General features: G+C 53.7%; 19 protein-coding genes and 22 other annotated features. Of the genes, 10 read left to right on the top strand and 9 right to left on the bottom strand.

What is annotated here, in order from left to right:
* The first annotated feature begins 2 nt into the window (after nt 1–2).
* Nucleotides 3–8, top strand: a ribosome-binding site (putative RBS for STM3691; RegulonDB:STMS1H003671).
* From STM3691 to yibK, 5 genes are all read left to right on the top strand, one after another.
* Nucleotides 3–4,395 (top strand): putative inner membrane protein gene (locus STM3691; RefSeq protein ID NP_462591.1). Within the gene, nt 10–4,395 belong to an annotated coding region; the region does not span the whole gene. It overlaps the preceding feature by 6 nt.
* A gap of 285 nt (nt 4,396–4,680) precedes the next feature.
* Nucleotides 4,681–4,686 (top strand) — a ribosome-binding site (putative RBS for lldP; RegulonDB:STMS1H003672).
* The gene (lldP, locus tag STM3692; RefSeq protein ID NP_462592.1) for an L-lactate permease occupies nt 4,681–6,349 on the top strand. Within the gene, nt 4,694–6,349 belong to an annotated coding region; the region does not span the whole gene. Its footprint overlaps the feature before it by 6 nt.
* Nucleotides 6,334–6,339, top strand: a ribosome-binding site (putative RBS for lldR; RegulonDB:STMS1H003673). Its footprint overlaps the gene before it by 6 nt.
* The gene (lldR, locus tag STM3693) for a putative transcriptional GntR family regulator for lct operon (protein ID NP_462593.1) occupies nt 6,334–7,122 on the top strand. Within the gene, nt 6,346–7,122 belong to an annotated coding region; the region does not span the whole gene. The genes lldP and lldR overlap by 16 nt, the downstream gene beginning before the upstream one ends.
* Nucleotides 7,104–7,109 (top strand) — a ribosome-binding site (putative RBS for lldD; RegulonDB:STMS1H003674). (Overlaps the previous gene by 6 nt.)
* Nucleotides 7,104–8,309 (top strand): L-lactate dehydrogenase gene (gene lldD, locus STM3694; protein ID NP_462594.1). Within the gene, nt 7,119–8,309 belong to an annotated coding region; the region does not span the whole gene. The genes lldR and lldD overlap by 19 nt, the downstream gene beginning before the upstream one ends.
* 52 nt (nt 8,310–8,361) lie before the next feature.
* Nucleotides 8,362–8,367, top strand: a ribosome-binding site (putative RBS for yibK; RegulonDB:STMS1H003675).
* Nucleotides 8,362–8,846 (top strand): putative tRNA/rRNA methyltransferase gene (yibK, locus tag STM3695; protein NP_462595.1). Within the gene, nt 8,373–8,846 belong to an annotated coding region; the region does not span the whole gene. Its footprint overlaps the feature before it by 6 nt.
* Nucleotides 8,847–8,913: 67 nt before the next feature.
* On the opposite strand, the gene STM3696 is transcribed toward yibK, so the two are convergent.
* Nucleotides 8,914–9,925, bottom strand: a protein-coding gene (locus STM3696; protein ID NP_462596.1) for a putative transcriptional regulator. Within the gene, nt 8,914–9,918 belong to an annotated coding region; the region does not span the whole gene.
* Nucleotides 9,920–9,925: a ribosome-binding site (putative RBS for STM3696; RegulonDB:STMS1H003676), on the bottom strand. (Overlaps the previous gene by 6 nt.)
* Before the next feature lie 303 nt (nt 9,926–10,228).
* Nucleotides 10,229–10,234 (top strand) — a ribosome-binding site (putative RBS for STM3697; RegulonDB:STMS1H003677).
* On the opposite strand from STM3696, the gene STM3697 reads away from it, so the two are divergent.
* Together STM3697 and STM3698 are read left to right on the top strand one after the other, a co-directional pair.
* Nucleotides 10,229–11,433 (top strand): putative mandelate racemase gene (locus tag STM3697; RefSeq protein NP_462597.1). Within the gene, nt 10,237–11,433 belong to an annotated coding region; the region does not span the whole gene. (Overlaps the previous feature by 6 nt.)
* A gap of 65 nt (nt 11,434–11,498) precedes the next feature.
* Nucleotides 11,499–11,504, top strand: a ribosome-binding site (putative RBS for STM3698; RegulonDB:STMS1H003678).
* The gene (locus STM3698) for a putative permease (RefSeq protein NP_462598.1) occupies nt 11,499–12,817 on the top strand. Within the gene, nt 11,507–12,817 belong to an annotated coding region; the region does not span the whole gene. It overlaps the preceding feature by 6 nt.
* An 82-nt stretch (nt 12,818–12,899) precedes the next feature.
* On the opposite strand, the gene cysE is transcribed toward STM3698, so the two are convergent.
* From cysE to yibN, 5 genes are all read right to left on the bottom strand, one after another.
* The gene (gene cysE / locus STM3699) for a serine acetyltransferase (RefSeq protein ID NP_462599.1) occupies nt 12,900–13,733 on the bottom strand. Within the gene, nt 12,900–13,721 belong to an annotated coding region; the region does not span the whole gene.
* Nucleotides 13,728–13,733: a ribosome-binding site (putative RBS for cysE; RegulonDB:STMS1H003679), on the bottom strand. It overlaps the preceding gene by 6 nt.
* Before the next feature lie 65 nt (nt 13,734–13,798).
* Nucleotides 13,799–14,829, bottom strand: a protein-coding gene (gene gpsA, locus STM3700) for a glycerol-3-phosphate dehydrogenase (NAD+) (RefSeq protein ID NP_462600.1). Within the gene, nt 13,799–14,818 belong to an annotated coding region; the region does not span the whole gene.
* The gene (gene secB / locus STM3701) for a molecular chaperone in protein export (protein NP_462601.1) occupies nt 14,818–15,298 on the bottom strand. Within the gene, nt 14,818–15,285 belong to an annotated coding region; the region does not span the whole gene. The genes gpsA and secB overlap by 12 nt, the downstream gene beginning before the upstream one ends.
* Nucleotides 14,824–14,829 (bottom strand) — a ribosome-binding site (putative RBS for gpsA; RegulonDB:STMS1H003680). It overlaps the preceding gene by 6 nt.
* Nucleotides 15,293–15,298, bottom strand: a ribosome-binding site (putative RBS for secB; RegulonDB:STMS1H003681). It lies within the gene secB.
* Before the next feature lie 30 nt (nt 15,299–15,328).
* The gene (gene grxC / locus STM3702; RefSeq protein NP_462602.1) for a glutaredoxin 3 occupies nt 15,329–15,593 on the bottom strand. Within the gene, nt 15,329–15,580 belong to an annotated coding region; the region does not span the whole gene.
* Nucleotides 15,588–15,593 (bottom strand) — a ribosome-binding site (putative RBS for grxC; RegulonDB:STMS1H003682). Its footprint overlaps the gene before it by 6 nt.
* Before the next feature lie 73 nt (nt 15,594–15,666).
* Nucleotides 15,667–16,098: a putative rhodanese-related sulfurtransferases gene (gene yibN, locus STM3703; RefSeq protein ID NP_462603.1), complete on the bottom strand. Its 432-nt coding sequence runs from the start codon at nt 16,096–16,098 to the stop codon at nt 15,667–15,669.
* A 235-nt stretch (nt 16,099–16,333) separates the two neighbouring features.
* Nucleotides 16,334–16,339, top strand: a ribosome-binding site (putative RBS for pmgI; RegulonDB:STMS1H003683).
* Here yibN and pmgI point away from each other — a divergent pair.
* The 3 genes from pmgI (at nt 16,334) to yigQ (ending at nt 20,149) form a co-directional block, all read left to right on the top strand.
* The gene (gene pmgI / locus STM3704) for a phosphoglyceromutase (RefSeq protein ID NP_462604.1) occupies nt 16,334–17,890 on the top strand. Within the gene, nt 16,346–17,890 belong to an annotated coding region; the region does not span the whole gene. Its footprint overlaps the feature before it by 6 nt.
* Nucleotides 17,882–17,887: a ribosome-binding site (putative RBS for yibP; RegulonDB:STMS1H003684), on the top strand. (Overlaps the previous gene by 6 nt.)
* Nucleotides 17,882–19,183 (top strand): hypothetical protein gene (gene yibP / locus STM3705; protein ID NP_462605.1). Within the gene, nt 17,900–19,183 belong to an annotated coding region; the region does not span the whole gene. The genes pmgI and yibP overlap by 9 nt, the downstream gene beginning before the upstream one ends.
* Nucleotides 19,168–19,173: a ribosome-binding site (putative RBS for yigQ; RegulonDB:STMS1H003685), on the top strand. (Overlaps the previous gene by 6 nt.)
* The gene (yigQ, locus tag STM3706; RefSeq protein NP_462606.1) for a putative periplasmic protein occupies nt 19,168–20,149 on the top strand. Within the gene, nt 19,187–20,149 belong to an annotated coding region; the region does not span the whole gene. Before yibP ends, yigQ begins: the two co-directional genes overlap by 16 nt.
* On the opposite strand, the gene yibD is transcribed toward yigQ, so the two are convergent.
* From yibD to kbl, 3 genes are all read right to left on the bottom strand, one after another.
* Nucleotides 20,136–21,182, bottom strand: a protein-coding gene (gene yibD / locus STM3707) for a putative glycosyltransferase (RefSeq protein ID NP_462607.1). Within the gene, nt 20,136–21,170 belong to an annotated coding region; the region does not span the whole gene. The two genes, yigQ and yibD, sit on opposite strands and share 14 nt — an antisense overlap.
* Nucleotides 21,177–21,182: a ribosome-binding site (putative RBS for yibD; RegulonDB:STMS1H003686), on the bottom strand. It overlaps the preceding gene by 6 nt.
* A gap of 481 nt (nt 21,183–21,663) precedes the next feature.
* Nucleotides 21,664–22,700 (bottom strand): threonine 3-dehydrogenase gene (gene tdh, locus STM3708; protein NP_462608.1). Within the gene, nt 21,664–22,689 belong to an annotated coding region; the region does not span the whole gene.
* Nucleotides 22,695–22,700: a ribosome-binding site (putative RBS for tdh; RegulonDB:STMS1H003687), on the bottom strand. Its footprint overlaps the gene before it by 6 nt.
* The gene (gene kbl, locus STM3709) for a 2-amino-3-ketobutyrate CoA ligase (RefSeq protein ID NP_462609.1) occupies nt 22,699–23,959 on the bottom strand. Within the gene, nt 22,699–23,895 belong to an annotated coding region; the region does not span the whole gene. Before kbl ends, tdh begins: the two co-directional genes overlap by 2 nt.
* Nucleotides 23,903–23,908, bottom strand: a ribosome-binding site (putative RBS for kbl; RegulonDB:STMS1H003688). (Overlaps the previous gene by 6 nt.)
* Nucleotides 23,935–23,943: a -10 signal (putative -10_signal for kbl; RegulonDB:STMLTH004610), on the bottom strand.
* Nucleotides 23,951–23,959: a -35 signal (putative -35_signal for kbl; RegulonDB:STMLTH004610), on the bottom strand.
* 14 nt (nt 23,960–23,973) lie before the next feature.
* Nucleotides 23,974–23,988, bottom strand: a protein binding site (putative binding site for Lrp, RegulonDB: STMS1H000267).
* Nucleotides 23,984–23,996: a protein binding site (putative binding site for Lrp, RegulonDB: STMS1H000250), on the bottom strand. Its footprint overlaps the feature before it by 5 nt.
* Nucleotides 23,997–24,038: the final 42 nt, after the last annotated feature.

Here is a 24,038-nt window from a genome sequence, read left to right on the forward strand (position 1 = left end):
TACTCATTCATGAATAGAATATTTAAAGTCCTCTGGAATGCCGCTACGGGAACATTTGTTGTCACCAGCGAAACCGCAAAAAGCCGCGGCAAAAAAAACGGCCGCAGAAAGCTGGCAGTTTCCGCACTCATCGGTCTTAGCAGCATTATGGTTTCTGCGGATGCACTGGCCAACGCAGGAAACGATACAGGCGACGGCGTTACTCCAACGGGTACCCAGACTGGAGGAAAAGGGTGGATTGCAATTGGTACCGATGCCACAGCCAATACTTACACCAACGTTGATGGCGCAAGCGCCGCAATGGGTTATAAAGCCTCCGCGATGGGGAAATGGAGTACCGCCATTGGTTCCTACAGCCAGTCCACCGGCGACTCTTCGTTAGCGCTTGGCGTAAAATCGGTTTCAGCCGGTGACCGGGCCATTGCAATGGGCGCCTCATCCTCAGCCAGTGGAAGTTATTCAATGGCAATGGGCGTGTATGCCAATTCGAGCGGCGCAAAATCGGTTGCGTTAGGTTATAAATCTGTCGCGAGCGGAGCAACTTCCTCTGCATTAGGTTATCAAGCTACTGCGAGCGGCGACGACAGCGCTGCTTTTGGTAATGGCGCAAAAGCGATAGGCACCAACTCAGTTGCCCTTGGCTCGGGCTCTGTCGCCCAGGAAGACAATTCCGTCGCCGTGGGTAACAGCACCACTCAGCGGCAGATAACCTACGTTGCTAAAGGCGACATCAATTCCACCAGTACCGATGCCGTTACAGGTGCGCAAATTTATTCTTTAAGTCAATCCGTCGCCGACCGACTCGGCGGAGGGGCTTCCGTTAATAGTGATGGTACAGTGAATGCGCCCCTCTACGAGGTAGGCACAGGCATCTACAATAACGTAGGTAGTGCATTAAGCGCACTTAACACGTCTATCACTAACACAGAGGCCTCTGTCGCAGGATTAGCCGAAGACGCGCTGTTGTGGGATGAAAGCATCAGCGCCTTTAGCGCTAGCCACACGGGAAACGCCAGCAAAATCACCAATCTGGCGGCGGGTACCCTGGCTGCGGACAGCACCGATGCCGTTAACGGCTCTCAGTTGTTTGATACAAATGAGAAAGTGGATAAGAACACTGCTGATATCGCCACCAATACCGGCAGCATCAACCAAAACACTGCCGATATTACCGCTAATACCGACAGCATTAACCAGAACACAACCGATATCGCCGCCAATACGACCAGCATCAATCAGAACACCACTGATATCGCCACCAACACCACCAATATCAACAGTCTGAGCGACTCCGTCACCACGCTCACCGATGATGCACTGCTTTGGGATGCAGCCTCTGGCGCATTCAGCGCTAAGCACAACGGAAGCGACAGCAAAATCACCAATCTGGCGGCGGGTACCCTGGCCGCTGACAGCACCGACGCCGTTAACGGCTCCCAGTTGTTTGATACAAATGAGAAAGTGGATCAGAACACCGCTGATATCACCACCAATACCAACAGCATCAATCAGAACACCACTGATATTGCCACCAACACCACCAATATCAACAACCTGAGCGATTCCATCACCACGCTCACCGATGATGCCCTGTTGTGGGATGCAGCCTCTGGCGCATTCAGCGCTAACCACAACGGAAGCGCCAGCAAGATCACAAATCTGGCGGCGGGCACCCTGGCCGCGGACAGCACCGATGCGGTGAACGGCTCCCAGTTGTTTGCCACCAACGAAAATGTGTCTCAGAACACCGCTGATATCACCACCAATACCAACAGCATCAATCAGAACACCACTGATATTGCCACCAACACCACCAGTATCAACAACCTGAGCGATTCCATCACCACGCTCACCGATGATGCCCTGTTATGGGATGCAGCCTCTGGCACATTCAGCGCCAGCCGTAGCGGAAGCGCCAGCAAGATCACCAATCTGGCGGCGGGCACCCTGGCCGCGGACAGTACAGACGCGGTGAACGGCTCCCAGTTGTATGAAACCAACCAGAAGGTGGATCAAAACACCTCTGCTATCGCAGATATTAATACGTCCATCACCAATCTTAGCTCTGACAACCTGAGCTGGAATGAAACAACGAGTTCGTTCTCTGCCAGCCACGGAAGTAGTACGACAAACAAAATCACCAACGTTGCTGCCGGAGAGCTGTCTGAAGAAAGTACCGACGCGGTTAACGGATCGCAGTTGTTCGAAACCAATGAAAAAGTGGATCAGAACACGACCGATATCGCCGCCAATACCACCAACATCACTCAGAACAGCACCGCGATTGAGAACCTGAATACTTCTGTCTCCGACATTAATACGTCCATTACCGGCCTCACTGATAACGCTCTGTTATGGGACGAAGACACCGGCGCTTTCAGCGCAAACCACGGTGGAAGCACCAGTAAAATAACCAATGTCGCCGCCGGGGCGCTTTCTGAGGACAGTACAGACGCGGTAAACGGATCACAGTTGTATGAAACCAACCAGAAGGTGGATCAAAACACCTCTGCTATCGCGGATATCAATACGTCCATCACCAACCTTGGTACCGATGCACTGAGCTGGGATGACGAAGAGGGTGCGTTCAGCGCCAGCCACGGTACCAGCGGTACCAATAAGATAACCAATGTAGCAGCAGGTGAAATCGCCAGTGACAGTACTGACGCCGTTAATGGCTCTCAGCTCTATGAAACTAACATGCTGATTTCTCAGTATAATGAATCTATTAGCCAACTAGCCGGCGATACCAGCGAAACCTATATCACGGAAAATGGTACCGGCGTGAAATACATCCGTACGAATGATAACGGGCTTGAAGGCCAGGATGCATACGCAACGGGTAACGGCGCAACGGCAGTAGGTTACGACGCCGTCGCCTCTGGCGCTGGCAGTCTGGCTCTTGGCCAAAACAGCAGCAGCAGCATTGAGGGCAGTATCGCTTTGGGCAGTGGCTCCACCTCTAACCGCGCTATTACAACCGGTATACGAGAAACGAGCGCAACAAGCGATGGCGTGGTGATTGGCTACAATACAACAGACAGAGAGTTGCTGGGCGCGTTGTCATTGGGGACGGATGGAGAAAGCTATCGTCAAATTACCAACGTTGCTGACGGCTCTGAAGCGCAAGATGCGGTAACAGTTCGTCAGTTACAAAATGCCATTGGTGCGGTCACTACTACACCGACCAAGTACTACCACGCAAACTCAACGGAAGAAGATTCACTGGCTGTCGGAACTGACTCACTGGCAATGGGTGCGAAGACCATCGTCAATGCTGATGCAGGTATTGGTATTGGTCTGAATACACTGGTGATGGCTGATGCCATCAACGGGATTGCTATCGGTTCTAACGCACGCGCCAATCATGCAAACAGTATTGCAATGGGTAATGGTTCTCAGACCACTCGCGGCGCACAGACTGACTACACCGCCTACAACATGGACACACCGCAGAACTCTGTCGGTGAGTTCTCTGTCGGCAGTGAAGACGGCCAACGTCAGATCACTAACGTCGCGGCGGGTTCGGCAGATACCGATGCCGTTAACGTTGGTCAATTGAAAGTAACGGACGCGCAGGTTTCCAGGAATACCCAGAGCATTACTAACCTGAATACTCAGGTATCGAATCTGGATACCCGCGTCACCAATATCGAAAACGGCATTGGCGATATCGTCACTACCGGTAGCACCAAGTACTTCAAGACCAACACCGATGGCGCAGATGCAAATGCCCAGGGTGCGGACAGCGTCGCGATTGGCTCTGGCTCTATTGCTGCCGCTGAAAACAGCGTGGCGTTAGGCACAAATTCCGTCGCAGATGAAGCTAATACTGTGTCTGTCGGCTCTTCTACTCAACAACGCCGTATTACCAACGTTGCCGCAGGGGTGAACAACACTGACGCGGTTAATGTGGCGCAACTGAAAGCCTCAGAAGCAGGCTCCGTGCGTTATGAAACCAATGCAGATGGCTCGGTTAACTACAGTGTGCTCAACCTGGGAGACGGGAGTGGCGGCACCACTCGGATCGGCAATGTTTCTGCGGCGGTGAATGATACGGATGCGGTGAACTATGCGCAATTGAAACGCAGCGTCGAAGAAGCAAACACTTATACCGACCAAAAAATGGGTGAAATGAACAGCAAAATCAAAGGCGTAGAAAACAAGATGAGCGGCGGTATCGCCTCAGCGATGGCGATGGCCGGTCTGCCACAAGCCTACGCCCCGGGCGCCAACATGACCTCGATTGCTGGCGGTACGTTTAATGGTGAAAGTGCCGTCGCCATTGGTGTCTCCATGGTAAGTGAAAGCGGGGGCTGGGTGTATAAATTGCAAGGAACCAGCAACAGCCAGGGCGATTACTCTGCGGCCATTGGCGCGGGCTTCCAGTGGTAATGAAGTAACAACACTCCCGACATCAAAGGCAATGGCATAATGCCATTGCCTTTTCACTTCCCTTTGCTGTCCTCTCCCCTCAATTGGCCCTACCAATTTTAGCCAGTTACCACAGCCTACTCACATTTCATTAAATTAACTCTACAATACCGTTGCCAATAAATAACATCTGGTTAACTATTTGTTGTCATTATCCATACACAACAATATTGGCAGGACCACTTTTACACATAATGTGACCCCAACGAGATGAGCAAAGATTCATCCCATTATGCGTGTGGTTCTCAGGAGACCTGCAATGAACCTCTGGCAACAAAACTATGACCCGGCGGGTAATATCTGGCTTTCCAGCCTGATCGCATCGCTCCCAATCCTGTTCTTCTTTTTCGCCCTGATTAAACTCAAGCTGAAAGGCTATGTTGCCGCTTCGTGGACGGTGGTTATCGCGCTCGCCGTCGCGCTGCTGTTCTATAAAATGCCGGTCGATCACGCGCTGGCATCGGTCGTGTATGGCTTCTTCTACGGGCTATGGCCGATAGCCTGGATAATCATCGCCGCGGTCTTTGTCTATAAAATTTCGGTCAAGACCGGGCAGTTTGACATTATTCGCTCGTCAATTCTGTCGATTACCCCCGACCAGCGTCTGCAAATGCTGATTGTCGGCTTCTGCTTCGGCGCGTTCCTTGAAGGCGCGGCAGGTTTCGGCGCGCCGGTGGCGATAACCGCCGCGCTGCTGGTGGGTCTGGGCTTTAATCCGCTGTATGCGGCAGGGCTGTGCCTGATTGTAAACACCGCGCCAGTCGCCTTTGGCGCGATGGGGATCCCGATTCTGGTTGCCGGACAGGTCACGGGCCTGGACAGCTTTGAAATCGGTCAGATGGTCGGTCGTCAGCTACCGTTCCTGACCATTATCGTCCTGTTCTGGATTATGGCGATTATGGACGGCTGGCGCGGCGTGAAAGAAACCTGGCCTGCGGTGATGGTCGCTGGCGGCTCGTTTGCTATCGCCCAGTATCTCAGCTCCAACTTTATCGGGCCGGAACTGCCGGACATCATCTCTTCACTGGTGTCTCTGGTGTGTCTGACGCTGTTCCTCAAACGCTGGCAGCCGGTACGCATCTTCCGCTTCGGCGATATGGGCGCGTCGCAGGTCGATCAGACGCTGGCCCGCACCCGCTATACGACAGGGCAAATTGTTCGCGCCTGGTCGCCGTTTCTGTTCCTGACCGCCACGGTCACTCTCTGGAGCGTACCGCCGTTTAAAGCGTTGTTTGCCCCCGGCGGCGCGCTGTATGACTGGGTAATTAACGTTCCGGTACCGTATCTCGATAAACTGGTCGCCCGTATGCCGCCGGTCGTACACGAAGCGACCGCTTACGCGGCGGTGTATAAATTTGACTGGTTCTCCGCCACCGGCACGGCGATCCTGTTTGCCGCGCTGTTGTCTATCGTCTGGCTGAAAATGAAACCCTCAGCCGCAATCCAGACCTTTGGCAGCACGCTGAAAGAGCTGGCGTTGCCGATTTACTCCATCGGCATGGTGCTGGCGTTCGCGTTTATCTCGAACTATTCCGGGCTTTCTTCCACGCTGGCGTTAGCGCTGGCGCACACCGGCAGCGCCTTCACGTTCTTCTCGCCGTTCCTCGGCTGGCTGGGGGTATTCCTGACCGGCTCGGATACCTCATCTAACGCGCTGTTTGCCTCTCTACAGGCTACCGCGGCGCAGCAAATCGGCGTCTCTGATGTGCTGATGGTGGCGGCGAATACCACTGGAGGCGTAACCGGGAAGATGATCTCGCCGCAGTCTATCGCCATCGCCTGCGCGGCGGTGGGGCTGGTAGGGAAAGAGTCCGATCTGTTCCGTTTTACCGTCAAACACAGCCTGATCTTCACCTGTATGGTGGGCGTGATCACTACGCTTCAGGCCTATGTTTTAACCTGGATGATTCCGTGATTGTGATGCCAAAACGCCTGTCAGACGAGATTGCCTCTCGCGTGCGGGCGCTGATTGAAGAACAAAACCTGGAAGCGGGCATGAAATTGCCCGCCGAGCGCCAGTTGGCTCTACAGCTTGGCGTATCACGCAACTCTTTACGCGAAGCGCTGGCGAAGCTGGTCAGTGAAGGCGTGCTGGTGAGTCGTCGCGGCGGCGGGACATTTGTCCGCTGGCAGCACGAAACCTGGTCTGAACAGAATATCGTGCAACCGCTGAAAATGCTGATGGCGAACGATCCGGACTACAGTTTCGACATTCTGGAAGCCCGCCACGCCATTGAAGCCAGTACGGCCTGGCACGCCGCCATGCGTGCCACCGCTGCCGACAAAGAGAAAATCAGACTCTGCTTTGATGCGACGCTCAGCGAAGACCCGGATCTCGCCTCCCAGGCCGACGTGCGCTTTCATCTGGCGATCGCGGAAGCCTCGCACAATGTGGTGCTGTTGCAAACCATGCGCGGTTTCTTCGACGTCCTGCAATCCTCCGTCAAACAGAGTCGCCAGCGTATGTATCTCGTTCCGCCCGTATTCTCAAAGCTGACGGAACAACACCAGGCAGTGATGGACGCCATTCTGGACGGTAACGCCGAGGGCGCGCGTAAAGCGATGATGGCGCACCTCAGTTTTGTCCACACCACGATTAAACGATTTGATGAAGACCAGGCCCGCCAGGCGCGTATTACCCGCCTGCCCGGCGACCATAATGAGATGACCAGGGAGAATAAATCATGATTATTTCAGCAGCCAGCGATTATCGCGCCGCAGCTCAGCGCACGTTGCCTCCTTTCCTCTTCCACTACATCGACGGCGGCGCGTATGCGGAATATACCCTGCGCCGAAATGTGGAAGACCTGTCGCAAGTCGCTCTGCGCCAGCGCGTGCTGAAAAATATGTCCGATTTAAGCCTGGAAACGACCCTGTTTAACGAAACGTTGTCGATGCCGGTGGCATTAGCGCCGGTAGGCCTGTGCGGCATGTACGCCCGTCGCGGCGAAGTACAGGCCGCCGCCGCCGCAGACGCAAAGGGCATTCCGTTCACCCTTTCCACCGTCTCCGTCTGTCCGATTGAAGAAGTTGCACCAACCATTAAGCGCCCGATGTGGTTCCAGCTTTATGTACTGCGTGACCGGGGCTTTATGCGCAACGCGCTGGAACGTGCAAAAGCGGCGGGCTGCTCCACGCTGGTCTTTACCGTGGATATGCCAACGCCGGGCGCGCGCTACCGTGACGCCCACTCCGGGATGAGCGGCCCAAACGCGGCCATGCGCCGTTACTGGCAGGCGGTGATGCACCCTAAATGGGCGTGGGATGTCGGCCTGAACGGTCGCCCGCATGATTTAGGCAATATTTCCGCCTATCTGGGTAAACCGACCGGCCTTGAGGACTATATCGGCTGGCTGGCAAATAACTTCGATCCGTCCATCTCCTGGAAAGATCTGGAGTGGATACGCGAATTCTGGGACGGCCCAATGGTGATCAAAGGGATCCTCGATCCAGAAGATGCCCGCGATGCGGTACGTTTCGGCGCTGACGGTATCGTGGTGTCGAATCACGGCGGCCGCCAGCTCGATGGCGTGCTCTCTTCCGCCCGCGCCCTGCCCGCCATTGCCGATGCGGTGAAAGGCGATATCGCCATTCTGGCGGATAGCGGGATCCGTAACGGGCTGGATGTCGTGCGTATGATTGCGTTGGGGGCCGATACCGTACTGCTGGGTCGGGCCTATCTCTACGCGCTGGCGACGGCAGGAAAAGCGGGTGTCGCCAACCTGCTGGACCTGATTGAGAAAGAGATGAAGGTCGCCATGACCCTGACCGGCGCGAAATCCATTAGCGAAATCAGTGGCGATTCACTGGTGCAGGAACTGGGGAAAAGTTTGCCCGCCGCGCTGGCGCCAATGAGCAAAGGCGATGCCGCCTGAACGCCTGGCGCGTGAGAGCCCGGTAAATTTCTGCTATTCTGCCCCCGCATTTAAGGGGGCATCATGCTTAACATCGTACTCTTCGAACCAGAAATCCCGCCGAATACCGGCAACATCATTCGTCTTTGCGCCAATACCGGCTTTCGTCTGCACATCATCGAACCGATGGGGTTTACCTGGGATGATAAGCGCTTACGCCGCGCAGGGCTGGACTATCACGAATTCGCCGCGGTTCAGCGCCATCACGATTATGCCGCCTTTGTCGCCGCCGAAAATCCGCAGCGCCTGTTTGCGTTGACGACAAAGGGCACGCCCGCCCATAGCGCCGTAAGCTATCAGGATGGCGATTATTTGATGTTTGGCCCGGAAACGCGCGGCCTGCCCGCCAGCATTCTCGATGCGTTGCCTAAAGAGCAGAAGATTCGCATTCCGATGATGCCGGATAGCCGTAGCATGAACCTGTCGAATGCGGTGTCGGTGGTGGTGTATGAAGCGTGGCGCCAGTTAGGATATCCCGGCGCGGTATTGCGGTCGTAATATATTCAATGCCGGATGGCGGCTAACGCCTGATCCGGCCTGGCCGATCCCGATGGCATGTTCCCGTTTATGCGGACTCTCGCCCAATCAAATGAAAGCCAATATCCACAATAGCTTCTGCGCACGGTTTCTGTTCAATACGATCGGCCAACAGCGTAGCGGCGCGCTGGCCAATGGCGCGTCTGTCAACGCTTACGGTAGTAATTGATGGTCGATTGCTGGCGGCAAAATCAAGGTCGCCAAAACCAATAACCGCTAAATCATGCGGGATGCGCAAACCACGGCTTTCCGCCTCCATCATCGCCCCCTGTGCCAGGGTATCAGAACTGCAAACAATGACATCAAACGTCCCTTCGTCAAAAAGCTGGCTTAAACCGCTGCGCCCCAGCGAAAGCGATGCCGGAAGGGGGACATCTACCTGCGGTACGGCATGAATAGCGTGGCGTTGAAGAACACTACATAACCCCTGCTTACGTTGCGCGGCTCGGCGATCGGCAGTCCACAACAAGCCGGGACGACGATAGCCCTTACTCAGAAGATACTCCCCCGTCGCCTGCCCGACTTTTTCATGGGAAAAACCGACCAGCATATCAAGCGGCGTGGGCGTTAAGTCCCAAATTTCCACCACCGGAATAGCCGCGTTCAGGATGACCTTTTTCAGTTCTATCGTGTGATGGATCCCGGTAAGCACCACGCCATCGGGGCGGCGGGAAAGCAGTGTCGCCACCAACTCCGCTTCCGTTTGTTCGGTATATCCCGCCACGCACAGCAATATGTGATATCCGCGTCGGGCCAGTTCATCGCTCAGCGACTGGATGGTATCGACAAACATGTTGTTGTTAATTTGCGGCACGACGACAGCGATTAATTTACTCCGTCGCGACGCCAGACCACCGGCTAACGCGTTGGGTATGTAGCCTGTGACGCGAACCGCCTGCATGACTTTCTCAACCGTTTTGGGGCGAACCAGTTGTGGCGAATTCAATGCCCGGCTGACTGTCATCGGAGACAGCCCGGCGCTACGTGCTACATCTTCCAGCGTCGGCGCACGAGGTGATTTGGTTCTCTTCACGTCTGATGCCCCTGCAAAGATTGGCTGATTTATCCGCGCATTATTCATCATGCCTGCGGCTATTGCCAGCTTCGCATCAGGAAAGGCCGTAAATACAGTAGCTTATCAAGCTCAGTCATTACAAAATGATAGCGCCATCATTTTGTATTATGCATTTCCCCAGATATTTTTGGATCGTGATCCATTTTGCAATAAATCCTGCTTTTTATACGACATATGTGATCAAATGTTCAAATCAACATCAACTTTCTGGATCCTGCGTTCGCTTAATAATAAAAATGTTAGCGCAATCATTTTGTGATTATCAGGAGAAAAAAAATGGCTTTAAGCGCGAATTCCGACGCCGTAACGTATGCAAAAGCGGCGAATACCAGAACCGCGGCAGAAACCGGCGATCGTATCGAATGGGTGAAGCTATCACTGGCTTTTCTACCGCTGGCGACGCCAGTGAGTGACGCGAAGGTACTGACCGGGCGCCAGAAACCTTTGACCGAAGTGGCAATCATCATTGCCGAAATCCGCAGTCGCGACGGCTTTGAGGGCGTTGGTTTTAGCTACTCCAAACGTGCTGGCGGCCAGGGTATTTATGCTCACGCCAAAGAGATAGCCGATAATCTACTGGGCGAAGATCCCAATGATATCGACAAAATATACACCAAGCTGCTGTGGGCCGGAGCCTCGGTGGGGCGTAGCGGGATGGCGGTACAGGCTATCTCCCCTATCGATATCGCCTTATGGGATATGAAGGCTAAACGTGCCGGTCTGCCACTGGCAAAACTGTTGGGCGCGCACCGCGACTCCGTTCAGTGTTACAACACCTCAGGGGGGTTCTTGCATACACCGCTCGATCAAGTGCTGAAAAATGTGGTGATTTCCCGCGAAAATGGCATTGGCGGTATTAAGTTGAAAGTCGGACAACCCAACTGCGCTGAGGATATTCGCCGCTTAACCGCAGTACGTGAAGCGCTTGGGGATGAGTTCCCGTTAATGGTTGACGCTAACCAGCAGTGGGATCGCGAAACGGCTATCCGCATGGGGCGTAAAATGGAACAGTTCAACCTTATCTGGATTGAAGAACCATTAGATGCTTACGACATCGAAGGCCATGCCCAGCTTGCTGCCGCGCTGGATACGCCTATCGCCACCGGGGAAATGCTGACCAGTTTCCGGGAACACGAGCAGTTGATTCTGGGCAATGCCAGCGATTTCGTTCAGCCAGATGCGCCGCGTGTCGGCGGTATCTCTCCGTTCCTGAAGATTATGGATCTGGCGGCGAAACACGGGCGTAAGCTGGCGCCGCACTTTGCGATGGAAGTACACCTGCACCTTTCCGCAGCGTATCCCCTGGAGCCGTGGCTGGAACATTTCGAGTGGCTGAACCCATTATTCAACGAGCAACTTGAGCTGCGCGATGGCCGCATGTGGATTTCCGATCGTCATGGTCTGGGTTTCACGCTCAGTGAACAAGCGCGCCGCTGGACACAATTAACATGTGAATTTGGCAAACGCCCTTAACCCGACTGGCGGGAATCCGTCCCGCCTCTCTTACCTTACAGGATGCATTCTGCCCTTATCTGAGGAGTAGATAATGAACACAATAATAAAGCGCACAAAAGTGCGTCATACCATTCTTATATTTTTATTTCTTGCTACCGTATTTAATTATGCGGATCGCGCAACTCTATCCGTAGTTGCCCCAATAATGAGTAAAGAATTAGGTTTTGATCCGGAAGCGATGGGCCTGGCCTTCTCCTCATTTGGTATTGCCTATGTCATTATGCAACTACCCGGCGGTTGGCTATTAGACCGCTACGGTTCACGACTGGTTTACGGTTGCGCATTGATTGGCTGGTCGTTAGTAACCATGTTTCAGGGAACGATCTATCTGTATGGCAGCCCATTAATTGTACTGGTTATTCTACGTCTGCTGATGGGCGCGATTGAAGCGCCTGCCTTTCCGGCGAACAGTCGTTTAAGCGTACAATGGTTTCCCAATAATGAAAGAGGCTTCGTTACTTCAGTTTATCAGGCTGCGCAATATATCTCGCTGGGCATTATCACCCCGCTAATGACGATCATTCTGCATAATTTAAGCTGGCATTTTGTCTTCTATTATATTGGCGCTATTGGCGTGATGCTCGGTATATTCTGGTTAATGAAAGTCAAAGATCCGATGCACCATCCAAAAGTTAATCAAGCGGAAATTGACTATATTCGTAGCGGTGGTGGCGAGCCCTCTCTGGGCTGTAAAAAGGAGCCGCAGAAAATAACGTTCGCGCAGATTAAAACCGTCTGTGTTAACCGGATGATGATCGGTGTTTATATCGGGCAATTCTGCGTCACCTCTATCACCTGGTTCTTCCTGACCTGGTTCCCGACCTATCTGTACCAGGCGAAAGGCATGTCGATTCTGAAAGTCGGTTTTGTGGCCAGTATTCCAGCCATTGCCGGTTTTATTGGCGGCCTGCTCGGCGGCGTGTTCTCCGACTGGCTACTCAAACGCGGCTATAGCCTTACCGTCGCGCGGAAATTGCCTGTTATCTGCGGTATGTTGCTCTCTTGCGTAATTGTGATCGCCAACTACACCTCTTCAGAATTTGTGGTCATTGCGGCGATGAGTCTGGCCTTTTTTGCCAAAGGGTTTGGTAACCTGGGCTGGTGCGTACTCAGCGACACCTCGCCGAAGGAAGTTCTGGGTATTGCTGGCGGCGTATTTAACATGTGCGGCAATATGGCAAGCATCGTTACGCCACTGGTCATCGGCGTGATTCTTGCCAATACTCAGTCGTTCGACTTTGCCATTTTATACGTTGGCTCGATGGGACTTATTGGTCTCATTTCATATCTGTTTATCGTCGGCCCGCTGGATCGCATCACGCTGACATCATCCGCAGCCTGATTGTCCACATTGCGAATTCTTCGCTCCGCTGTTCCGGGATTGCACTCCATCGGAACAGCGTTTTTTAGTTGTACCGCGCAATTCAGATGCCGTCGCCATACTCAAACGTATGGTGTATCCCGTTGAAATGCTGGTCCATATCCATCGACGGCTTATCGCTGCCCGGCTTGCCGACAATACGCGCCGGAACGCCTGCGGCGGTAGTGTGCGGCGGGACAGGCTGTAAAACGACGGAACCTGCGCCAATTTTCGCGCCGCGCCCCACCTCGATATTGCCGAGAATTTTCGCGCCCGCGCCAATCATCACGCCTTCGCGGATTTTAGGATGACGATCGCCGCTCGTTTTCCCGGTACCGCCCAGGGTGACGGATTGCAAGATCGACACATCATCTTCAATAACCGCCGTCTCCCCCACCACAATACCGGTGGCATGGTCGAGCATAATCCCGCGGCCAATTTTCGCTGCCGGGTGAATATCCACCTGAAACGAGACCGAAACCTGATTTTGCAGGAAGATAGCCAGCGCGCGGCGACCTTTATTCCACAACCAGTGACCAATGCGGTAGGCCTGTAGCGCATGAAAGCCTTTCAGATATAACAGCGGCGTGGAGTATTTATCCACCGCCGGATCGCGAGTGCGCACGGCCTGAATATCGCAGGCTGCCGACGCGATCATTTCCGGGTCGGCGGCATAGGCTTCTTCAACTACTTCACGGATAGCGATAGCGGGCATGATGGGCGAAGCCAGTTTATTTGCCAGCATATAGCTCAGCGCACTGCCCAGATTTTCATGCTTGAGTAGCGTGGCGTGATAAAAACTGGCCAACATAGGCTCACAGTCAGCTAAAGCGCGGGCTTCAGCTTTAATATTCTTCCAGACGATTTCCAGTTCTTCACACGGCATGGCTTACTCCAGACGGGCAGAAAACGACCAACCCGTTCTGTGCGGGTTGGGTCGTTTATGCAAACAGTTCCTTACGGCTAGTGGCGACTCAGCTCTTCCTTGCGGGCGCGACCTAATAACGTTAATGCTGCCTCGCGCGCGTTTTTTCCGCAATACAATACTTGATAAATTTCCTCGGTTATTGGCATTTCAACACCAAAACGGTGCGCCAATTCACGAACTTCTTTCGTATTGCGATAGCCTTCGACCACCTGGCCAATCTTATCCTGCGCGCCTTTAACGTCCATGCCCTGGCCAAGCATCATGCCAAAACGACGGTTGCGCGACTGGTTGTCGGTACAGGTCAGCACCAGATCGCCTAAACCCGCCATCCCCATAAAGGTGGCGGGATCGGCACCAAGCGCTGCGCCAAGCCGCGACATTTCGGTCAGTCCACGCGTGATTAGCGCCGTGCGGGCGTTCGCGCCGAAGCCGATGCCGTCAGACATCCCCGCGCCAATCGCAATCACATTTTTCACCGCGCCGCCAAGCTGCACGCCGATAAAATCCGCATTGATATAGACGCGAAAACTTTTTCCGCAGTGCAACAGTTGCTGGAGATCGTCGGCAAAGGTCTCATCGGTTGAGGCCAGCGAGATTGCCGTCGGCAAACCCGCCGCCAGCTCTTTAGCGAACGTCGGACCGGAAATCACCGCCAGCGGGATTTGATCGCCTAACGCCTCGCGAGCGACATCCTGCAACAGGCGCCCCGTTTCCGCTTCCAGGCCTTTGGTCGCCCATACCAGACGCGCATCCGGACGCATCAGCGGTTTAATCTGCCGCAGCACGTCGCTGAAAACATGGCTTGGCACCACCACCAGAATGTTACGACTGGCCGCCAGCGCGGTTGCTAAGTCGCTTTCCAGGTGTAACGTATCGGGAAAAGGCACATCGGGAAGGAACGCGACGTTGCAGCGATCGTGCTCCAGGGTCGCGATATGTTTTGGGTCGTGGCCCCACAGGACAACCTGGTGGCCGTTTCTCGCCAGAGTGATGGCAAGAGCGGTGCCGTACGAGCCGGCACCGATGACTGTCATTGACGCATTACTTTGGTTCATCAGGCATCCTGATGTTCTTCAGTACCTTCGCCAGCCTGCTGCTGCAAATAGTTCATGAACAGCGCATCAAAGTTGACCGGCGCAAGGTTCAGTTGCGGGAACGTACCGCGTGAAACCAGGCTGGTGATGCACTCGCGAGCATACGGGAACAGAATGTTCGGGCAGTATGCGCCCAGGCAATGCGCCATCTGAGTACCTTCAATACCGCTGATGGAGAAAATACCGGCCTGCTGAACTTCGCACAGGAACGCGGTTTCTTCCCCCAGGGAAGCCGTTACGGTAACACGCAGCACAACTTCATAAACGTCATCCGCCAGTTGGGAAGATGCCGTATCAAGATCCAGTTTAACCTCTGGCTGCCAATCTTTCTGGAAAACATGCGGTGCGTTTGGCGCTTCGAAAGAAACATCCTTGGTATAGATACGTTGGATCTGGAAAGCCATTTCAGTGTTATTTTGTTCTGACATGTGTAAAACCCTTTAGTGTTGTCCTTAAATACTTGAGTACGCCTTAACGCAACAGCGGATCCAGTCCACCACGCGCATCCAGCGCATACAAGTCGTCACAACCGCCAATGTGCTGTGCATCAATAAAAATTTGCGGAACCGTCGTTCGGCCACTACGTTTGATCATCTCTTCACGCTTCACGGCGTCGCCGTCAATCGCAATTTCCTGGAAACTCACGCCCTTGCTGTTTAACAGCGCCTTTGCACGATGGCAAAACGGGCAGGTTGCTTTGGTGTAGATTTCAATATTGGCCATGACTTCGCTCCTGTTTTTTTACCCGATGGATTTCATGTCGACGCAAGGGCAAGTCATTCCCCTTGCGTCATGAAAACGACGGGTAATCACTTACCGCGCACCAGAGGCAGATTCTCGCCGCTCCAGCCTGCTACGCCTTCTTTCAACACAAAGACCTTTTCAAAGCCGGCTTTTGTCAGCGCGTTAGCGGATTCCTGGCACTGCATACCAGAACCGTCGACCACGATAATCGGCTTGTCTTTGTGCTTTTCCAGTTCGCCAACATTGTTGGCTTTGATTTCGCTCGGCAGCAAATTGGTCGCGCCAGCGATATGGCCTTTACGGAAATCGTCACGTTGACGTAAATCCACAACAACGGCGTCCTCTTTGTTGATAAGGCGCGTGGCTTCGCCGCGTGTAATCACCTTAACTTTTGAAGTCAGACCTTTGAACGTGGTAAATAAAACCGCCACCAGTAACGCAATCCAGGCGATACTCAGTATGGGATGACGGCCAACAAATTGCATAATTTCTTGCATGGGGGGTAACAACTCCCGACGTAGTGATTAAAAAACCAGGAAAGGAGTATACCTGTGCAGTGGCGCAAATACAGCCAGAGCGTGCACTGGAATGCATTTTTGCGGGGCGCTACGAAAAAAAATCACGCTATTACTTGCCTTCTCACGCCAGCGCGATCCCTTTCTTTGATCTTCTGAGGCTATTTTATCGATTCAGCTGTAGTAAAATTACGCAATTATTTTGTCTATTGAGTATGAGGTTGTCGCAATGTCGGTTTCTAAAAAACCTATGGTACTGGTGATTCTGGATGGCTACGGCTACCGTGAAGAACAGCAGGATAACGCTATCTTAAACGCCAAAACCCCGGTGATGGATGCTCTGTGGGCAAAACGTCCGCATACCCTGATCGACGCATCCGGTCTGGAAGTGGGTCTGCCTGACCGCCAGATGGGCAACTCCGAAGTGGGCCACGTTAACCTGGGCGCAGGCCGCATCGTTTATCAGGACCTGACGCGTCTGGACGTTGAAATTAAAGAACGTACTTTCTTTGCTAACCCAGTCCTGACCAATGCGGTAGACCAGGCGAAAAACGCCGGTAAAGCGGTTCATATTATGGGTCTGCTGTCCGCGGGCGGCGTCCACAGCCACGAAGATCACATTATGGCGATGGTGGAGCTGGCCGCAGAGCGCGGCGCAGAAAAAATCTATCTGCACGCCTTCCTCGACGGTCGCGACACGCCGCCGCGCAGCGCTGAAGCCTCGCTGAAAAAATTCGAAGACAAATTCGCCGCGCTGGGCAAAGGCCGCGTGGCGTCTATCGTCGGTCGTTACTACGCTATGGACCGCGACAACCGTTGGGATCGCGTGGAAAAAGCGTATGATCTGATGACCCTGGCGCAGGGCGAATTCCAGGCAGATACCGCTGTGGCTGGCCTGCAGGCCGCTTACGCTCGTGATGAAAACGATGAGTTTGTCAAAGCGACCGTTATCCGCGCCGAGGGCCAGGCTGATGCGGCGATGGAAGACGGCGACACGCTGATTTTCATGAACTTCCGCGCTGACCGCGCGCGCGAAATTACCCGCGCTTTCGTTAATGCTGATTTCGACGGCTTTGCGCGTAAGAAAGTGGTTAATCTGAACTTCGTGATGCTGACCGAATACGCCGCCGACATCAAAACTGCCGTTGCCTACCCACCAGCGTCGCTGGCGAATACCTTTGGCGAATGGATGGCGAAAAACGACAAAACTCAGCTGCGTATTTCCGAAACGGAAAAATATGCGCACGTAACCTTTTTCTTTAACGGCGGCGTAGAAGAACCGTTTGCTGGTGAAGAGCGCATTCTGATCAACTCCCCGAAAGTGGCCACTTATGACCTGCAACCGGAAATGAGCTCTGCAGAATTGACTGAAAAATTGGTCGCGGCGATCGAAAGCGGTAAGTACGACACCATCATTTGTAACTATCCAAACGGCGATATGGTCGGTCATACCGGCGTGATGGAAGCCGCCATCAAAGCGGTGGAAGCGCTGGATAACTGCATTGAACAGGTAACAAAAGCGGTTGAGTCCGTTGGTGGACAACTGTTGATTACCGCGGACCACGGCAACGCGGAGCAGATGCGCGATCCGGCGACCGGTCAGGCGCATACCGCCCACACCAACCTGCCGGTGCCGCTGATTTATGTCGGCGAGAAAAACGTGAAGGCGGTCGAAGGCGGCAAACTTTCAGACATTGCGCCTACCATGCTGTCGCTGATGGGGATGGAAATCCCGCAAGAGATGACTGGTAAGCCGCTGTTCATCGTGGAATAATCCCTCCCCATGAGGGGAAAGGCGATTAACACCATTCAACAGGCCGTGAAACCAAGAACGTTTTCAGTCAGGCCTTTGTTCTACGCCAGCGTACTTAGCGCTGGCGTATTGTTGTGCGCCTTTTCCGCCCACGCGGATGACCGTGATCAACTCAAATCTATTCAGGCCGATATCGCCGCGAAAGAACGCGACGTACGCCAGCAGCAGCAACAACGCGCCAGCCTCCTGGCACAACTTAAAGCCCAGGAAGAGGCCATCTCAGCCGCAGCACGTAAGCTGCGCGAAACGCAAAGCACCCTGGATCAGTTAAACGCGCAAATTGATGAGATGAACGCCTCAATTGCCAAACTGGAGCAGCAAAAAGCCAGCCAGGAGCGTAATCTTGCCGCGCAGTTGGACGCCGCTTTCCGCCAGGGCGAACACACCGGCATTCAGCTTATTCTTAGCGGAGAAGAAAGCCAGCGTGGGCAACGCCTGCAGGCCTACTTCGGCTATCTGAACCAGGCGCGCCAGGAGACTATCGCCGAGCTGAAACAGACTCGCGAACAGGTCGCCACGCAAAAAGCCGAGCTGGAAGAGAAGCAAAGCCAACAACAAACGTTGCTGTATGAGCAGCGCGCCCAGCAGGCGAAGCTGGAACAGGCGCGTAATGAACGTAAGAAAACGCTTGCCGGACTGGAGTCGTCTATTCAGCAAGGCCAGCAACAGTTAAGCGAACTACGCGCCAACGAATCACGCCTACGCAACAGTATCGCGCGGGCGGAAGCGGCGGCCAAAGCGCGAGCGGAGCGTGAAGCCCGCGAAGCGCAGGCGGTACGCGATAAGCAGCAGGAAGCCTCGCGTAAAGGCAGCACCTATAAGCCGACGGAAAGCGAGCGCTCGCTAATGTCCCGCACCGGCGGTCTGGGCGCGCCTCGCGGTCAGGCATACTGGCCGGTACGCGGCCCGATCTTGCATCGCTATGGCGAACGGCTGCAGGGTGAGCTACGTTGGAAGGGGATGGTGATCGGCGCGTCGGAAGGCACCGAGGTCAAAGCCATCGCCGACGGCAGGGTGATTCTGGCGGACTGGCTACAAGGCTATGGCCTGGTGGTGGTCGTAGAGCATGGTAAAGGCGATATGAGCCTTTACGGCTATAACCAGAGCGCGCTGGTCAGCGTAGGCGCGCAGGTGCGCGCCGGACAACCTATCGCCCTTGTGGGCAGTAGCGGCGGTCAGGGCAGACCCTCGCTTTATTTCGAAATTCGTCGCCAGGGTCAGGCCGTCAATCCACAGCCGTGGTTGGGAAGATAAGTTTTGCCTCAGTTTCGTCGCTCCATTCTCACGCTGGCCACTTTGCTGGCGTTTGCACATCCCGTTTTCGCTGGCAAGCTCGCCATCGTGATTGATGATTTTGGCTATCGCCCGCACACGGAAAACCAGGTTCTGGCGCTGCCGCCAAACATCTCCGTCGCTGTACTGCCCAACGCGCCGCACGCGCGCGAAATGGCAACTAAAGCGCACAATAGCGGGCATGAGGTGTTAATCCATCTGCCGATGGCGCCGCTAAGCAAACAGCCGCTGGAGAAGGATACGCTGCGACCAGATATGAGCAGCGATGAGATCGAGCGCATTATCCGCGAGGCGGTAAACAACGTGCCGTATGCCGTCGGGCTTAATAACCACATGGGCAGCGCAATGACTTCCAGCCTGTTCGGTATGCAAAAAGTTATGCAGGCGCTGGAACATTACAATCTCTATTTTCTCGACAGCATGACGATTGGCAATAGCCAGGCGATGCGCGCGGCATCCGGTACGGGTGTGAAAGTGATCAAGCGCAAAGTGTTCCTCGACGATACGCAAAACGAGGCGGATATCCGTCGTCAGTTTAATCGCGCTATCGAACTGGCCCGTCGCAACGGTTCCGCTATCGCGATTGGTCATCCACATCCCGCAACGGTTCGCGTGCTGCAACAGATGGTTTATCGCCTGCCGGCGGATATCACCCTGGTACGTCCAGGCAGCCTGCTCAACGAACCGCAGGTAGATACGTCCCGACCTGGTGTGACGCCGCAGAAAATTGACGCGCCGCGCAATCCCTTCCGCGGCGTAAAGATGTGCAAGCCGAAAAAACCGCTGCAACCGGTCTACGCTACGCGCTTTTTCAGCGTCATCGGCGAGAGCATTACGCAAAGTTCCGTGGTTACCTGGTTTCAGCACCAGTGGCAAGGCTGGGGGAAAATCGCCGCGCCTAAAAACGTGAGCGCTAAGACAGATTGAGCGCCTTACGGGCCATACGACGGTGCGACAAGGTTTTGTCGCGCCATTGCCACAGCCGGAAGGACCAGAGCAGCGTCTGATAAGCTGCTTTCGCGCTGCGGACGTTAGCCATCATCCGTCTATACATGCCAGAAGTAAAAATTTCGGCAATCATACGCTGGCGGGTCAAAATATCAGGCTCTTTACGTACCGCATGACAAACGCGTAACGCTTCCCAGGTAATTTGCTGGCGAAATTCCGGGTAAATCGGAATACGACGGGCATAATCACGATTGAGCTTTTCTAATAATCGCGTAATTTTAATATAATGCCGCTGATAATTAAGATTTTTATTGCCTTGTCTTTGCAAACGGCTTACCGAATTATCATGCAGGAAATATTTATATAATGATTGTTCGGTATAACGTACGCGCGTGGCATTAAACATAACTTCCGTCGACCATAATATGTCCTGATGATGTAGTCCGGGAACGAAAGTAATATTGTTATCGGTAATTAACGCACGTCGATAAACGCCCATCCAGACAACATGCGTCCAGCGCCGCGAGGCCAACGCCATACGCAACCAATCCGGTCCGCTTAATACCCCGGTGGAACGCAGACGATCGGTCGGAATAGATTGCCAGGCGTGCCCGGTTTTTCGGACGCACCAGTCCGCATTACACTGCGCAACGTCCAGATCATCGTTAAGCGCCATAGTCATCAGCGTTTCATACATCTTCGGGTAGACCTGGTCATCCGCATCGACAAAGGCGACATAATCGCCGGTCGCCGCTTGCAGGCCAAGATTACGGGCGACAGATGCGCCAGCATTGGCCTGATGAAGCAGTCGAACATGTGGGTAATGTTCCGCGTAATGTTTTGCTATCTCAACGGAATGATCCGTCGATCCATCATTCACAATAATAATTTCCAGCGCCGACCACGTTTGCGCGATTAACGACGCCATGCAAGCATTAAAATCCGCTCCCGCATTATATAACGGGACAATGATACTCACTTTGGTTTTACTATTTTTCATAACGATTACCAGAAAAACCTTAATTTACCCTGCCTTTATACTGTGGCTCTATTAAGAAACTATTAAGCCGCCATAATTAATTTTTACAGTAAAAAGCAAGCACAAAACTCAGAGTAGAGCGTGACGTTAGCGAGTAAAATAAGAGTAAAGCGCAATTACGAATGCTTGATGTCTATGACAATTCTTTACGGCTTTCCAGATTTTCCCTAACAAAAAAGGTTGGCGAATGACACCAACCTTTTACGATGAAACGTATATCAGACCCGATAAAATTATCGGGTCTCTATACCCTTCATACTTCAAGTTGCTTATGTGTTGGCTACGGATTACTCGGCCCATCCATGGGCCTCGCCCTGACGGGCCGTCGCAAGCGACGTTCAAATCTGCTCCCGGCAGATTTGTCGTTCACCCCAGTCATATAGTTATCTATGCTCCTGGGGACTCACTCCCTTGCCGCCTTTAAGCAACTCGAATTATTTTGGGTATATACATATTAATCCCAGCTCAGAATAACTTTTCCTGACTGGCCTGAACGCATGGCATCAAAACCTTTCTGGAAATCATCAATAGAGAAACGATGGGTGATAATCGGTGACAGATCCAGACCGGACTGGATCAGCGCCGCCATTTTGTACCACGTTTCGAACATCTCACGACCATAAATACCTTTAATGAACAAGCCCTTAAAGATAACTTTTGTCCAGTCGATAGACATATCTGATGGCGGAATCCCCAGCATCGCAATACGACCGCCGTGATTCATGGTGTCCAGCATGGTACGAAACGCCGGCGGCGCGCCGGACATCTCCAGACCCACATCGAACCCTTCGGTCATTCCCAGCTCCGCCATAACGTCGTTCAGGCTCTCTTTCGCGACGTTGACCGCGCGGGTGACGCCCATTTTACGCGCCAGCTCCAGACGGTATTCATTGACGTCAGTAATCACCACATGACGCGCGCCGACATGTTTCGCCACCGCGGCGGCCATTACGCCGATTGGCCCCGCCCCCGATACCAGTACATCTTCGCCGACCAGATCGAAAGACAGCGCCGTATGCACCGCATTACCAAACGGGTCGAAAATAGAGGCTAAATCATCAGAAATGTTATCCGGGATTTTAAACGCATTGAACGCCGGGATGACCAGGTATTCCGCAAAGCAGCCGGGACGGTTGACGCCCACGCCGGTGGTGTTGCGACACAGGTGAGTGCGACCGCCGCGGCAGTTGCGGCAATGACCGCAGGTGATGTGACCTTCGCCGGAGACGCGATCGCCGATTTTAAAGCCTTTCACTTCCTGACCGATGCCGACCACTTCGCCGACATATTCATGCCCCACGACCATCGGAACCGGGATGGTTTTTTGCGACCAGTCATCCCAGTTATAGATGTGAACGTCAGTACCGCAGATGGCTGTTTTACGGATTTTAATCAGCAAATCGTTATGGCCGACTTCCGGTTCCGGAACGTCGGTCATCCAGATGCCCTCTTCCGCTTTCAGTTTGGATAACGCTTTCATCTTACATCCTCAGGCAATCACGCCCAGTTGTTTACCAATACGCGTGAACGCGTCTACCGCACGCGTAATTTGCTCAGGCGTATGCGCCGCAGACATCTGGGTACGAATACGCGCCTGACCTTTTGGTACGACCGGATAGAAGAAACCGGTAACGTAAATGCCCTCTTTTTGCAGTTCGCGGGCAAATTTCTGCGCGACAACCGCATCTCCCAGCATTACCGGGATGATGGCGTGATCCGCGCCTGCCAGCGTAAATCCCGCGGCAGACATCTGCTCACGGAACTGCCGGGCGTTCGCCCACAAGCGATCGCGCAGTTCTGCGCCCGCTTCCACCATCTCCAACACTTTAATAGAAGCCGCCACGATTGCCGGCGCCAGGGAGTTGGAGAACAGATATGGGCGGGAACGCTGACGCAACCACTCAACGACCTCTTTACGCGCCGCGGTATAACCGCCGGATGCGCCGCCTAACGCTTTGCCCAGCGTACCGGTAATAATATCTACGCGGCCCATTACGTCGCAGTATTCATGGGAACCGCGACCGTTTTCGCCGACAAAGCCTACCGCGTGAGAATCATCAACCATCACCAGCGCATCGTATTTATCGGCCAGATCACAGACGCCTTTCAGATTGGCGATGACGCCATCCATTGAGAACACCCCATCGGTGGCGATCAGGACATGACGCGCGCCGGCCTCACGCGCCTCTTTCAGCCGCGCTTCCAGCTCTGCCATATCGTTGTTGGCATAGCGATAGCGCTTCGCTTTACACAAACGCACGCCGTCAATGATAGACGCGTGGTTCAGCGCGTCGGAAATAATAGCGTCTTCCGCGCCCAGCAACGTCTCAAACAAGCCGCCGTTAGCGTCGAAACAGGAGGAATACAGAATCGCATCTTCCATGCCGAGGAAGCTTGCCAGCTTTTGTTCCAGCGCTTTGTGGCTGTCCTGGGTGCCGCAGATAAAACGCACGGACGCCATACCGAAACCGTGGCTGTCCATGCCCGCTTTTGCGGCATTAATCAGCTCAGGGTGATTAGCCAGCCCGAGATAGTTATTGGCGCAAAAGTTAATAACGTGGCTTCCATCCGCCACGGTGATATCCGCCTGCTGCGCAGACGTAATAATGCGCTCTTCTTTAAACAATCCTTCCGCCCGGGCGGTTTCCAGATCGTTGGTTAACTGTTTGTAAAAATCCCCACGCATTGCGATTCTCCAGACTGGGCAAATTTCAGCACATATTACCCAAAGCGATACGTTGATACGAGATGACGCGTCATCACTTCTTTAAAATGCAGCATAAATCACGCGTATCCTCACGGGTTATCAGTGAATGGATGAATAGTGTT

This window comes from Salmonella enterica subsp. enterica serovar Typhimurium str. LT2 (genome assembly GCF_000006945.2).
In the GTDB taxonomy this organism is placed as follows: domain Bacteria; phylum Pseudomonadota; class Gammaproteobacteria; order Enterobacterales; family Enterobacteriaceae; genus Salmonella; species Salmonella enterica.

What these genes read in the sequence shown, in the direction of transcription:
- STM3691 (NP_462591.1), top strand. Translation starts at nt 10, where the DNA reads ATGAATAGAATATTTAAAGTCCTCTGGAATGCCGCTACGGGAACATTT.
- lldP (NP_462592.1), top strand. Translation starts at nt 4,694, where the DNA reads ATGAACCTCTGGCAACAAAACTATGACCCGGCGGGTAATATCTGGCTT.
- lldD (NP_462594.1), top strand. Translation starts at nt 7,119, where the DNA reads ATGATTATTTCAGCAGCCAGCGATTATCGCGCCGCAGCTCAGCGCACG.
- yibK (NP_462595.1), top strand. Translation starts at nt 8,373, where the DNA reads ATGCTTAACATCGTACTCTTCGAACCAGAAATCCCGCCGAATACCGGC.
- STM3697 (NP_462597.1), top strand. Translation starts at nt 10,237, where the DNA reads ATGGCTTTAAGCGCGAATTCCGACGCCGTAACGTATGCAAAAGCGGCG.
- STM3698 (NP_462598.1), top strand. Translation starts at nt 11,507, where the DNA reads ATGAACACAATAATAAAGCGCACAAAAGTGCGTCATACCATTCTTATA.
- cysE (NP_462599.1), bottom strand. Translation starts at nt 13,721, where the DNA reads ATGCCGTGTGAAGAACTGGAAATCGTCTGGAAGAATATTAAAGCTGAA.
- gpsA (NP_462600.1), bottom strand. Translation starts at nt 14,818, where the DNA reads ATGAACCAAAGTAATGCGTCAATGACAGTCATCGGTGCCGGCTCGTAC.
- secB (NP_462601.1), bottom strand. Translation starts at nt 15,285, where the DNA reads ATGTCAGAACAAAATAACACTGAAATGGCTTTCCAGATCCAACGTATC.
- grxC (NP_462602.1), bottom strand. Translation starts at nt 15,580, where the DNA reads ATGGCCAATATTGAAATCTACACCAAAGCAACCTGCCCGTTTTGCCAT.
- yibN (NP_462603.1), bottom strand. Translation starts at nt 16,098, where the DNA reads ATGCAAGAAATTATGCAATTTGTTGGCCGTCATCCCATACTGAGTATC.
- pmgI (NP_462604.1), top strand. Translation starts at nt 16,346, where the DNA reads ATGTCGGTTTCTAAAAAACCTATGGTACTGGTGATTCTGGATGGCTAC.
- yibP (NP_462605.1), top strand. Translation starts at nt 17,900, where the DNA reads ATGAGGGGAAAGGCGATTAACACCATTCAACAGGCCGTGAAACCAAGA.
- yibD (NP_462607.1), bottom strand. Translation starts at nt 21,170, where the DNA reads ATGAAAAATAGTAAAACCAAAGTGAGTATCATTGTCCCGTTATATAAT.
- tdh (NP_462608.1), bottom strand. Translation starts at nt 22,689, where the DNA reads ATGAAAGCGTTATCCAAACTGAAAGCGGAAGAGGGCATCTGGATGACC.
- kbl (NP_462609.1), bottom strand. Translation starts at nt 23,895, where the DNA reads ATGCGTGGGGATTTTTACAAACAGTTAACCAACGATCTGGAAACCGCC.